At 71.4% G+C, this 12,217-nt stretch carries 8 protein-coding genes and 1 other RNA gene; 5 read left to right on the top strand and 4 right to left on the bottom strand.

The genetic code is table 11. The features are described from left to right. Nucleotides 1–122: 122 nt before the first annotated feature. The gene (locus E4099_RS20210; protein ID WP_135340501.1) at nt 123–359 is read left to right on the top strand and encodes a hypothetical protein; all 237 of its coding nucleotides are present in this window, start codon (nt 123–125) and stop codon (nt 357–359) included. A gap of 210 nt (nt 360–569) precedes the next feature. Here E4099_RS20210 and E4099_RS20205 read toward each other — a convergent pair whose 3' ends face one another. Continuing rightward, nucleotides 570–1,031: a carboxymuconolactone decarboxylase family protein gene (locus E4099_RS20205; protein ID WP_135340500.1), complete on the bottom strand. Its 462-nt coding sequence runs from the start codon at nt 1,029–1,031 to the stop codon at nt 570–572. 306 nt (nt 1,032–1,337) lie between these two features. On the opposite strand from E4099_RS20205, the gene E4099_RS34880 reads away from it, so the two are divergent. The 4 genes from E4099_RS34880 (at nt 1,338) to E4099_RS20190 (ending at nt 9,218) form a co-directional block, all read left to right on the top strand. Next, entirely contained in the window at nt 1,338–5,141 is a 3,804-nt protein-coding gene (locus E4099_RS34880) for a DUF7507 domain-containing protein (protein ID WP_135340499.1), read from the top strand. A gap of 272 nt (nt 5,142–5,413) precedes the next feature. After that, nucleotides 5,414–8,470, top strand: coding sequence for a DUF7507 domain-containing protein (locus E4099_RS20195; protein WP_135340498.1), 3,057 nt, complete (start codon nt 5,414–5,416; stop codon nt 8,468–8,470). Nucleotides 8,471–8,790: 320 nt separating this feature from the next. Then, nucleotides 8,791–8,946, top strand: a complete 156-nt coding sequence (locus E4099_RS33100; RefSeq protein ID WP_167828430.1) for a hypothetical protein — start codon at nt 8,791–8,793, stop codon at nt 8,944–8,946. Next, nucleotides 8,943–9,218, top strand: coding sequence for a hypothetical protein (locus E4099_RS20190; protein ID WP_135340497.1), 276 nt, complete (start codon nt 8,943–8,945; stop codon nt 9,216–9,218). Before E4099_RS33100 ends, E4099_RS20190 begins: the two co-directional genes overlap by 4 nt. 72 nt (nt 9,219–9,290) lie before the next feature. Here the strand turns inward: E4099_RS20190 and E4099_RS20185 are convergent, their stop codons facing one another. The 3 genes from E4099_RS20185 to E4099_RS20175 form a co-directional block, all read right to left on the bottom strand. Beyond that, entirely contained in the window at nt 9,291–9,869 is a 579-nt protein-coding gene (locus E4099_RS20185) for a PepSY domain-containing protein (protein WP_135340496.1), read from the bottom strand. Between the two features lie 294 nt (nt 9,870–10,163). Continuing rightward, an RNA gene (rnpB, locus tag E4099_RS20180) (RNase P RNA component class A) lies at nt 10,164–10,568 on the bottom strand. 77 nt (nt 10,569–10,645) lie between these two features. Next, a complete protein-coding gene (locus E4099_RS20175; RefSeq protein ID WP_135340495.1) occupies nt 10,646–12,139 on the bottom strand; it encodes an RNB domain-containing ribonuclease in 1,494 nt (497 codons plus the stop codon). Nucleotides 12,140–12,217 lie beyond the last annotated feature (78 nt).

Below are 12,217 nucleotides of genomic sequence, written 5' to 3'. Positions count from 1 at the left end.
CCCCCGTTCCGCCCAGTGGGCTCCTCCCACCCCAATCCCATGGATTTCCCCCGCACTTGAGGTGCGGCATGCCGCCCTGCCCGCGCGGCGCGGCGGCCGTTCGGACAAGGAGGTCGCATCCCATGGCATCCGCCACGAAGAAGGTCGAGCACAAGGTCTCCTGGGCCACCCTGGGCAGCCTGGCCGCAGCCGGTGCGGTCACGGTGCTCAACGCCACCGTGGGCGACGCGGAGCTGATGGGCTCGCTGCCGGCCGCGGCGCAGTACGTCATCACCCTGGTCGTCCCCCCGCTGATCACCTTCCTGGGCGGCTACGCGGCCCCGCACACCCCGCGCAACGGCATCCGGCTCCCCCGCTGAACCCCCGAGCCGACGATCGCGGCAGCTCAGGCCGGGTTGTCAGACCCTGCCGCTAACGTCGGCCGGGTCCCTATACGTCATTGCTGCTGACGCTACTCGGACACCGCGCCCCGCCCTCCGTGACAGCGCACGGAGGGCGGGGCGTACCGGTGCCGGGGCGGGGCGGTGGCAGACACGCCCGTCCCGGCGGCGCGGCGCGGCGCGGCGTGCTCAGCTCCAGGTCTGGCCGGCGGGCTCCTGGATGGTGGCGTTGAGGCGGTTGAACAGGTTGGTGGTGGCGATCATCAGGATGATGGCCGCGAGCTGCCGCTCGTCGAAGTGGTCGGCGGCCTCGTCCCAGATGTCGTCCGGCACGGCCTGCCCGGACCGGTCTGCGAGCCGGGTGGCGGCTTCGGCGAGGGCCAGGGCGGCGCGCTCGGCATCAGTGAAGAACGGCGCCTCCCGCCAGGCCGCGACCTGGTGCAGCCGCTCGTCGCTCTCCCCGGCCTTCTTGGCGCTGGCCACCCCGCCGTACACACAGGCGCTGCACCCGTTGATCTGACTGACCCGCAGATGCACCAGCTCCATGGTCTGCTGCGGAACGCCTCCCTGGTGCATGGCCTTGATGAGGCTCTGGATACCGGTCATCGCGTCGGGCAGCACCATCGCGGCGTTCTTCATCCGGGCAGTCATCGTGATCTCCTCGCGTCCGACCGGGTGCCGCGCGCCTGCCACGCGGCCCGGTTGCCTTCCGTCACCGCACTGACGGAGCGGGCGGGGCGGATGTGACAGCCGCGCGGGGTTTTTTCCGCGGAAGCCGTCGCCCGGGTGATCACGCGGTGCCGGCCGCGATCCTCGCGGTCGCGGCGAAGAGCCCGCGGCCGCTTCCGGCGGCCCTCGGGGGTGGTCTCGGAGCACTGTCGGCCGACCGGGGCACTTGACTCGACTTGACGGCTTGTCATCAGTCATGTACGGAGCGCGACTGCTACTCAGGCGGGTATGCAACGAAGATATCGCTCATCGTCATCCGGATGGCGGGCCCGGGCCTCCCGGCTCGCCACGGCGGCCCTGGCCCTTGTCGTCAGTGCGGGAGTGACGGCGCTCGGTCCGGTCGGTACCGCTTCGGCGCAGCCGACCGCCGTGGGCTCGCCCCTGGTCTCGGAGACGTTCACCGAGGCGACCGCGCCGGAGTTCACCGGACTGGGGGATGCCTGCCTCACCGGCGCGCCCCCGACCACCGGCCCGCTCCCACCGGGGGACCACCCGCTCGGCGGCTGCCCGCCCGGGGTGGGGCCGGTACCGCCTTCGAACGGCGCGCCGCACGGCTATCTCCGGCTGACCGACGCCACCAACGACTCGGAAGGCGCCGCCCTCTACAACCACCCGGTGCCGGCCAACGAGGGCCTCAACGTCACCTTCGACCAGTGGCAGTACGGCAGCACCACCCCGGCCACCCCGGCCGACGGCATCTCGTTCTTCCTGGTGAACGGTGACACCTCGTTGACCCGGCCCGGCGCCTTCGGCGGCAGCCTCGGATACGCGCAGAAGCGCGACAGCGATATCGCCACGAACCCGATCCTGCCCGGTGTGGACAACGGCTATCTGGGCGTCGGCCTCGACGTCCTGGGGAACTACTTCGGCGACTGGGAGCAGCGCGGACACGGTTGCGCCGTACGGTCCCCCGCCGGCACGAGTTTCCACGTCCCGGCGCCCGGCCCGGACATGGTGACGCTGCGCGGCCCCGGCAACGGCATCGACGGCTACTGCTTCATGACCGCCACCACCAACAACTTCACCACCACCGGTCCCTGGCCGTCGACCCTGCCCGGCCAGTTGCAGGGACCGACCACCTCGCTGCCTCCCGGCGCCACCCCCGCCGAGGCCGAGGCGGCGCTGGAGGTGTCGCGCCGCAGGGTGCACGTCCAGATCACCCCGGCTCCCAACCCGGTGGTGAACGTGTGGATCGACTTCAACGACGGCACCGGCTCCCACCAGGTGCTGAGCACACCGGCCCCGACGCCGGTGCCGCCCACCTACAAGTTCGGTTTCGCGGCCTCCACCGGTCTGTTCACCGACGTCCACCTCATCCGCAACGTGGTCGTCACCTCCGACGAGCCGCTGCCGGAGCTGAACCTGGTCAAGCAGGTCGTGAAGCCGCTCCCCGGGGACCTGACCGTGGGCAGCCGGGTGCCCTACGAGTTCGTGGTGACCAACTCGGGCGAGACGCGGATCGACAACCTCGCCGTCAACGACCCGAAGATCGGCCCGGTGAACTGTCCCACCACCTCACTGGCGAGTGGTCAGACCGTCACCTGTACGGCCACCTACACCGTCACGGCGGCGGACGTGGCCGCCGGCCGGATCGCCAACACCGCCATCGCGACGGGTACCTCGGACGGTGAGACGGTCGAGTCCCCACCCTCCTCGGAGACCGTGCCGGTGGAACAACCACCCGGCATCGACGTGGAGAAACGGGTGGAGACCCCCGGGCCGTACTCCGTCGGGCAGAGGGTCACCTACACGTACACCGTCCGCAACATCGGCGGCACGCAGCTGACCGGCGTCCAGGTGCGGGACGACCACGTCACCGGCATCACCTGCGAGTCGACCACCCTGGCGCCGGTCGGCGAACCAGGTGACAGCACCACCTGCACCGGTACGTACACCCTCACCGCGGCCGACGGCACGGCCGGCTCCGTGACCAACATCGCCACGGCGACCGGTACCTCGGACGGCCGGACGATCACCTCGCCGGAGGCCCAGGCGACCATCCCGGTCGGAGCGCCCCACCTCACGCTGACCAAGCGGGTGGCCTCGCCGGGTCCGTTCCAGGTCGGTGACACGGTCGACTACACCTACACCCTCACCGACACCGGCACCACCACGCTGAACCGGATCGTGGTCCAGGACGACCGGGTGGCCGACGTCAGCTGCCAGATGACCACGCTCACTCCCGGCGCGAGCACCACCTGCACGGGTCAGTACACGATCACCCGAGCCGACCTCGACGCCTGCGAGGAGACCGGGATGGACCCCTGCGAGATCACCAACATCGCGCAGGCCGGCGGAATCGACGCGGTCACCGGCAATGACGTCACCAGTGAGCGGGACCAGGCCACGGTCCAGGTGCGGGCGGACCAGCGGGCCGACCTCACCCTGGTCAAGCGGGTGACCTCGACCGGCCCGTTCACCGTCGGCAGCCGGGTCGAGTACACCTACTCCGTCACCAACACCGGCAACGTCGCCCTCCACGACCTGACCGTCCAGGACGACCGCGTCACCGGCATCACCTGCCAGGCGACCACCCTCGCCCCCGGCCAGAGCACCACCTGCACCGGCACCCACACGGTCACCCAGGCCGACCTCGACCGGTGCCGGCAGGCCGGGACCACCCCCTGCACCATCACCAACACGGCCTCCGCCACCGCAGAGGACCCCAACGACATCAGGGTCGTCAGCGAGCCCGACACGGAGACCATCGTGGTGAACGTGGTCCCGCGGCCCAGCCTCTCCGTGGAGAAGGTCGTCGCCTCCACCGGCCCGTTCACCGTCGGCAGCCAGGTGGTGTACTCCTACCGGGTCACCAACACCGGGAACGTCCCCCTGCACAGCGTGGCGGTCAACGACAACAAGGTCGCCAACGTCACCTGCCAGGCGGTCTCGCTCGCCCCGGGGGAGAGCACCGACTGCACCGGGGACTACACGGTCACCCAGGCCGACCTGGACCGGTGCCGGCAGACCGGGACCAACCCCTGCACGATCACCAACACGGCCACCGCCACCGGAACCGACCCGGAGGGCACCGAGGCCACCAGTCCTCCGGACTCGGAGACCATCACGGTGAACGAGCAGCCGCGGCCCCACCTCACCATCCGGAAGGAGGCGGAGTCGCCCGGCCCGTTCCCCGTCGGCAGCCGGGTCAGGTACACCTACACCGCCACCAACACCGGCAACGTCCCCCTCCACGACCTGACCGTCCAGGACGACAAGGTCACCGGCATCACCTGCCAGGCGACCACCCTCGCCCCCGGCCAGAGCACCACCTGCACCGGCACCTACACGGTCACCCAGGCCGACCTGGACCGATGCCGGCAGACCGGGACCAACCCCTGCACCATCACCAACACGGCCACCGACAGCGGAAGGGACCCGAACGGCAACCTGTTCACCAGCGAATCCGACTCGGCCACCATCACCGTGGTCGAAAGGGCCCAGTCCCACCTCACCATCCGCAAGCACGTGCTCTCCAAGGGCCCCTTCACCACCGGCAGCAAGGTCCGCTACAGCTACACCGTCACCAACACCGGCGACACCACCCTGCACGACGTAGCGGTCGACGACGACAAGGTCACCAACGTCACCTGCCAGGCGACCACCCTCGCCCCCGGCCAGAGCACCACCTGCACCGGCACCTACACCGTCACCAGGACCGACCTGTGCGGGTGCGAGACCGTCAAGAAGGCTCCCACCAGCGACCACCGCCCCAGCCGCACCACCCGGCGCGGCGACAGCGGCAAGCCGTGCGGCACGCGCTGCAAGGTCACCAACGTGGCCGTGGCCACCGCCCTCGACCCGCAGGGCGACAGGGTCACCAGCCAACCCGACTCGGCCACCATCACGGTGCACAAGAAGGGTCCGCGCCGCGACCACCAGCACGCTCCCGGTCGCAAGCACGACCACGGCCGCAAGCACGGTCACGGCCACGGCCGTCACCACCGGCACGGCCACGGCCACGAGCACGGTCGCGACCACCGTCGCGGCCTTGACCTCGGGCAGGCCCAGGGCAAGCACATGGCCGCCTAGGACGGCCCCGACGGGGACGGCCCCACCGCCGCCCACCCCCGACAGGCGGTGAGGTCCCCCGCGGCTCGCTCCTCGCGCCCCCTCCGTTTCCTCCGGAGGGGGCGCGAGCGTTTCCGGCCGGGGTGACGCCCAGGACACCGCATGGCCGCAAACCGTGCCGTGCCGCGGGCGGCCGCGAATGCGGCAGTGGGGTCGGTCGCGGCGGCCATTGGGGGCATATGACGGCTTGTCACCTGATATCGGCCGCAAAGTGACTGCTACTGATGCGGGACATGAAGAAGAGACGACCCCCCTCACTGCCCGGCCGGCGTGCGCCGGTCGGGCGTGCTTCCCGACTCGCCTCCGCGGCGCTGGCCCTCGTCGTCGGCGCGGCGCTGCCCCTGTCGCTGGACGGCACGTCCAGCGCTCAGGAGCGGCAGCAGCCCGCAGGCTCCGTCCTGGTCCAGGAATCGTTCACCGGGGCCACGGCTCCGGAGTTCACGGCGGTGGGATCGGCATGTCTCACCGGTGCGCCGCCGGTCGGCGCGGCACCGGGGCCGGGGAACCGCCCGCTGGGCGGCTGCCCGCCGGGCGCGGTGGGACCGGTGCCTCCGAACAACGCGGCACCGCACGGCTACCTGCGGTTGACCGACGCCGCCCATTACCAGAGCGCGGCCGTGATGTACAACCACGCCATCCCCTCGCAGGGCGGGCTGAACGTCTCGTTCGACCAGTGGCAGTACGGAAGCACGACCCCGGCGAACCCCGCCGACGGGATCTCCTTCTTCCTGGTCGACGGCGCCGCCGAACTGACCCACCCCGGTGCCTACGGCGGCAGTCTCGGCTACGCCCAGATCCGCCAGGGCGACAATCCGGACAGTCCCCTGCTGCCCGGTGTCGACTTCGGCTACGTCGGCGTCGGGCTGGACGTGTACGGCAACTTCTTCGGCGACGGGGAATCGCGCGGCAACGGCTGCCCCCCTGACCAGCGCTCGCCGGCCACGATCGCCTTCCCGCCGCCCGGACCCAACATGGTCACCGTGCGCGGCCCCGGTAACGGCGTGGTCGGCTACTGCTTCCAGACGGCCACGACCAGCAACTTCTCCACCACCGGTCCCTGGCCCTCGACTCTCCCGGGCACCCTTCAGGGCCCGACGACCGATCTGCCGCCGGGTGTCACCCCGCAGGAGGCCGAACAGCTCCTCGAACCGTCCCGGCGCCGGGTGACCGTGCGCATCACCCCGGCGCCCAACCCGATGATCACGGTGACGGTCGACTTTAACGACGGGACCGGCCCGCACCAGGTGCTATCCACACCGGCGCCCCAGCCCGTCCCGGCCACCTACAAGTTCGGCTTCGCCTCCTCGACCGGAGGGGCCACCGACGTCCACCTCATCCGCAACGTGGTCGTCACCTCCGACGAGCCGCTCCCCCGGTTGAACCTGGTCAAGCAGGTCAGGCAGCCGCTGCCCGCCGACCTGACGGTCGGCTCGCGGGTGCCGTACGACTTCGTGGTGACCAACTCGGGTACCACGAACATCACCGGACTCACCGTCAACGACCCGAAGATCGGTCCGGTGTCCTGTCCCACGACGAGCCTCGCGCCCAACCAGACGGTGACCTGCACCGCCACGTACACCGTCACGGCGGCCGACGCGGCCAGTGGTTCCATCGCCAACACCGCCGTCGCGACGGGAAGCTCGGAAGGCGAGACGGTCACCTCGCCACCCTCCTCGGAGAACGTGCCCCTCGAACGGCCGCCCGCCCTCGAGGTCGAGAAGAACGTGACGACGCCCGGCCCCTACTCCGTCGGGCAGAGGGTCACCTACACCTACCGCGTCCGCAACACCGGCGGGACGAGGCTGAACAACATCCAGGTGCACGACGATCACGTCACCGGCATCACCTGCCAGGCGACCACCCTGGCGCCGGCCGGCGAAACAGGTGACGCCACCACCTGCACCGGCACCTACACCATCACCGCGGCCGACGAGACGGCCGGTTCCGTCACCAACACCGCCACGGCCACGGGTACCACGGACGGTGAGACGATCACCTCTCCGGACACCCGGCTGACCCTCCCCGTGGGGCGCCCCCATCTCACCCTGCGGAAGCGGGTGACCTCCAGCGGCCCGTACCAGGTGGGGTCGACGGTCAGATACGCCTACACCGTCACCAACACCGGCGGCACCACCCTGCACAACCTGGTGGTCAGGGACGACCACGCCACCGACGTCACCTGCGACGCGACCACCCTGGCCCCCGGCCAGAGCACCACCTGCACCAGCTCGTACACGATCCGCCAGGCCGACATCGACGCGTGCCGGGAGGGTGAGGGCGGTGAGGGCACGGAGTGCGTCATCACCAACGTGGCGCAGGCGGGCGCGATGGACCCGGCAGGCCGCGAGATCGTCAGCGAACCCGACGAGGCCAGTGTCACCGTCCCCATCGGCGCGCCCGGCATCACCGTGGCGAAGCGGGTGGTCTCGCCCGGTCCGTTCCATGTCGGTGACGTGGTCGAGTACGCCTACACCGCCACCAACACCGGCAACGTCCCCCTCCACGACCTGACCGTCAACGACGACAAGGTCACCGACATCACCTGCCGAGCGACCACCCTCGCCCCCCGCGAGAGCACCACCTGCACCGGCACCTACACGGTCACCCAGGCCGACCTCGACCGGTGCCGGCAGACCGGGACCACCCCCTGCACCATCACCAACACGGCCACCGACAGCGGAAGGGACCCGAACGGCAACCTGTTCACCAGCGAATCCGACTCGGCCACCATCACCGTGGTCGAAAGGGCCCAGTCCCACCTCACCATCCGCAAGCACGTGCTCTCCAAGGGCCCCTTCACCACCGGCAGCAAGGTCCGCTACAGCTACACCGTCACCAACACCGGCGACACCACCCTGCACGACGTAGCGGTCGACGACGACAAGGTCACCAACGTCACCTGCCAGGCGACCACCCTCGCCCCCGGCCAGAGCACCACCTGCACCGGCACCTACACCGTCACCAGGACCGACCTGTGCGGGTGCGAGACCGTCAAGAAGGCTCCCACCAGCGACCACCGCCCCAGCCGCACCACCCGGCGCGGCGACAGCGGCAAGCCGTGCGGCACGCGCTGCAAGGTCACCAACGTGGCCGTGGCCACCGCCCTCGACCCGCAGGGCGACAGGGTCACCAGCCAACCCGACTCGGCCACCATCACGGTGCACAAGAAGGGTCCGCGCCGCGACCAGCAGCACGGTAAGGGCCATGGCCACCGCCACAAGCACGGCCACAAGCACGGCCACGGCAAGGTTCACAGCCGCCACCACGGCGGCAAGCGCGCGGCCGTCTAGCACGGCTGCGGCGACGGGGGCGGACCCGATGGCCGCACCCACCCGACGGTGGGGAACGCCCCCTTCGTAGATCACTGGTACGCGCCCCCTCCGGACGTTCCGGAGGGGGCGCGGTGTCTTCCGGCCAGGTGCGCGTCCCCGCTGGCCCGTGGGTCACCCGGCCGTGGTGCGGCCGGGCGCCCGGCTCAGCACCCGGCCACCTGCCCGCCCGACGGCGGTCCACCGGCCCGTAGCAGATCCGGCAGGGCGAGACCGGCGCTTCCCTCAATCGTGCGAAGCGCACTCGGTCCGCTGCCTACCATCGCCAGGATGGGGACACGATGAGCAATCAGCAGTGCGCAACGTGCAACGGGACAGGCCGGGTTCAGGTGGAGCGGCACCACAGCTTCGAGGACAACGTGGGCGGCCCGGAGTACGAGGAGCGGCAGTGCGGCACATGCGGTGGCAGCGGATGGGTGGAGGGCGGCAGCAGGTGAGCGAGAGCGCGGAACCCACGCGGGCGACCGATCCGGGCGACGAACCTCCCTGCCCCGGCCCCCACCAGATGTGCCGGGGATGCACCGGCACCCGGCTGGTGGCCATCACCGCGCTGTATGTGCCGCGCTCCGGCCCGGCGGGCGAGATGTCCTCACTCACCCTCTGCCGGGCCTGCGAGGGCCGCGGCTTCTTCTGCCGCCGCACCCCGCAGTGCCGGGGCCCTCACGGAAGCACCCCCATGCTGAGCCCCGGCGAGACGCCACCGGTGTAGCGGTGGCACCGCTCGTCGGCGCCTGTGCCGTCCCGGATTGCCGCAGGCCGACCCCGCGCACCCATCGCGTGCTTATCCGCCGTCGGCGTCCCTTGGCCGGCGCACCCCCTTCTTGGAGCTCTTGGGCAACTTATTCTTGATGCGCGTGAGCCAAGACTCTCCCGAGAGCCTTTCGCTGGTGCTCACGGCTCCCTCGGTCGAAGAGTCATCGGCGCCCTCTCCCTCGACCGGAGATGCAACGGACTCCGCGGCTGGAGAACCACCCGAGGCAGGCGGCGTATCAGCGGGCGGTGTACGAGCGGCCGGATCGCCAGGGGGAGGCTTCCGCGTCTGCGGCGTACCGATGGCTCTGGCTGCCGTGTTGGTGACAGCCTTGATGCCAAAGTAGGCCGTGGTAATTGACACCACAGAAGTAAATGCGGCCGTGACAATGGAGACAACCCACTCGCGGTTTTCTCCTCCTGCTTCGTGAATTGCCCAGATCGCAGCTCCAGTTATCGCCGCATCTCCGGCTATAACAGCAACCAGGCCGGTCAGCGAGCGCAGCTGTTGAACTCTGTCCTCAGACGCGCTCAGCCAGAGCAATACCCACGTGCCGACGACCATCCCAGCGAGGATGATGCTTGTCACAATCGCCAGGTAGTAACCCATAGCGCAGATGCCTCCAGAGCGGACAGGAGACCTCTAACCATCATCAACCCGTCTATGCGATATGCGCATGTCGACAACGCATCCCTTCCACCGCGGCAGCGGGAGAACCAACAGGCCTCGCGATGACCCAGCTGCCCGCGGCCGGCCGCACCGGTGAGCCGCCGCGGTGGCCGCTGCTGGACGACGTTGCCGCAACGGCCCGGCGAGACGCCGCCGAAATCCCCTCACAACCCCCTGGGCGGCCCGGAGAGGAGATGGAACTCCCCCCTTTGACCAGGTCAGAGGAGGAGGCGGCGGACGAGTCGGCCTGTACGCCGGGTTCTGTCTCCCAGGGGCCTTGCGGCCCAAGGGGAGGCGGCCATCCATCTAGGACCGGTGTTGCCACCGGCCTCGTGCGGTCTACCCGCGGACTCGGGCGGGCAGCCCTCGATCGTCCGCGCAGGGTCGTCAGCCGACGGCCCCTTTTGACCTTGCTCCGGGTGGGGTTTACCGAGCCGTCCGAGTCACCTCGGACGCTGGTGGTCTCTTACACCACCGTTTCACCCTTACCGGGTGCCTTGCGGCTCCCGGCGGTCTGTTTTCTGTGGCACTGTCCCGCGGGTCACCCCGGGTGGGCGTTACCCACCACCCTGCCCTGTGGAGCCCGGACGTTCCTCGGCGAGGCCCTGTGGACCCCGACGCGACCGCCCGGCCGGCTCGTCCGCCGTGCCGACCATGCTACCCGCAGGTGGCGGCCCCGCCGGACCGGGCGGGGAGGCGAGGGTAGGCCGGGAGGCTCAGGCGGGGGCGAAGCGGGCCTTCTCCCGACCGGGGTCGGCGGCCAGCAGTCTGACCCGCAGCGGCTTGCCCAGCGGCAGGGCGGCGCCGGAGGGGGCGGCGACCAGCCGGCCGGCCACCGGCGGGTCGTGGAGGTGGACGGTGCCGCGGGAGGGCGCGCCGGCTGCCACGTCCACCACCACCCCGTCGAACACCTCCCCCACCCGGCCGTGCAGCACCGCCGCCTCCATCAGGTCGACGGACTCCCGCTCCGCCGCGGTGGCACGGCCCGCGCCGCGCGCCATCTCGCCGGGGAGCGCGTCCAGGGCGGCGCGGACCCACTCGGGGGGACGGGTGCCCTCGGCCGCCGCCAGGCACAGCTCACCGGTGTAGCGGTCGACCAGGCGGTGCAGCGGGGCGGTGCAGTGGGCGTAGTCGTCGGCGAGGGCGGCGTGCCGGGCCGGCGCGGGATCGGGGGGATCGCCGTCGAAGGCGGTGTACCCGGCGCCGCGCAGCAGGGCGGTGCACTCCTGGAGGAAGGCGGCGTGCGGCGGCGGGATCTCGTCGCGGGTGAGGGTGCCGGGGGTCGCCCGGTGGTCCGGCACCAGGGAGCGGACGACCTCGGCGTACGAGGTGCCGTGCGGCCAGTCCACGCCGAGCGCGCGGGCCACCCGGCGCAGCCGCCCGACCGCTCCGTCAGGGGCCGCGGGCACGGTCCGCAGGATGCCGGTCCCGGCGGCGAGCATCAGATCGGCCGCCGCCGCGCCGGTGAGCAGGGAGATCTGGGCGTTCCAGCCCTGTACGGGGAGAGGGGCCTGGTAGGCGAGGCCGTAGCCGGCGCCGCGCGGGACGAGGTGCTGCTCGGGGACGGTCAGCGAGAGCCCGCCGCGGGAGCGCTCCAGCTCCTGGCGCAGGAGGCCGATGTCGCGCAGCAGGGAGAGCGGCTCCTCGGCGGCACCGGTGTCCAGTTCGCGCTGGACACCGGCGTGGTCCAGCCGGGCGCGGCTGCGCACCACGGCCCGGCGGACATGGGCGAAGACCAGTTCCCCGAACTCGTCCAGGTCCAGTTGCCACAGCAGGGCGGGCCGGTCCTGGTCGGGCAGCAGGGCGGCGGCGTCCCGGGTCAGTACGTCGGGGTGCAGCGGCACCCGGGCGTCGGGGAAGTACACGGTCGTCGCCCGCTGGCGGGTCTCCAGGTCCAGCGGCCCGCCGGGCACCACGAAGGCGGCGATGTCGGCGACCGCGTAGTGCACCCGGAAGCCGCCCGGCCGCCGGGCCAGGAACATCGCCCGCTCCAGGTCGGCCGCCTCGGGTGAGTCGAGGGAGAAGAGCGGCAGCTCCCGGGCGTCCTCCCGGTCCGGCACCGGCCGCCGGTACGCCGCGGCCTGCTCGGCCTCGGCCAGCACCGCCGCCGGGAACGCCTCGGGCAGCCCCAGCTCGCCGCGGAGCGCACGCAGCGCGGCGCGCAGCTCCGCACCGTCCGTCATGGGCACGCGCAGAAGCCGGCGGGGCATGCCACCGAGCGTAGGCCCGCGGGGCCGGCGCCGCCTCGCGGGGCCGCCGTGCGGGGGCGCCTTGCGGCGGGCGCGAGA

Origin of the sequence: Streptomyces palmae, from assembly GCF_004684805.1 — a bacterium.
GTDB lineage: Bacteria > Actinomycetota > Actinomycetes > Streptomycetales > Streptomycetaceae > Streptomyces > Streptomyces palmae.
This window is presented reverse-complemented; position numbering and strand designations above follow the sequence as displayed.

Excerpts from the sequence above, each read along its gene's own strand:
- E4099_RS20210 (WP_135340501.1), top strand. The coding sequence starts at position 123 with ATGGCATCCGCCACGAAGAAGGTCGAGCACAAGGTCTCCTGGGCCACC.
- E4099_RS20205 (WP_135340500.1), bottom strand. The coding sequence starts at position 1,031 with ATGACTGCCCGGATGAAGAACGCCGCGATGGTGCTGCCCGACGCGATG.
- E4099_RS34880 (WP_135340499.1), top strand. The coding sequence starts at position 1,338 with ATGCAACGAAGATATCGCTCATCGTCATCCGGATGGCGGGCCCGGGCC.
- E4099_RS20195 (WP_135340498.1), top strand. The coding sequence starts at position 5,414 with ATGAAGAAGAGACGACCCCCCTCACTGCCCGGCCGGCGTGCGCCGGTC.
- E4099_RS33100 (WP_167828430.1), top strand. The coding sequence starts at position 8,791 with ATGAGCAATCAGCAGTGCGCAACGTGCAACGGGACAGGCCGGGTTCAG.
- E4099_RS20185 (WP_135340496.1), bottom strand. The coding sequence starts at position 9,869 with ATGGGTTACTACCTGGCGATTGTGACAAGCATCATCCTCGCTGGGATG.
- E4099_RS20175 (WP_135340495.1), bottom strand. The coding sequence starts at position 12,139 with ATGCCCCGCCGGCTTCTGCGCGTGCCCATGACGGACGGTGCGGAGCTG.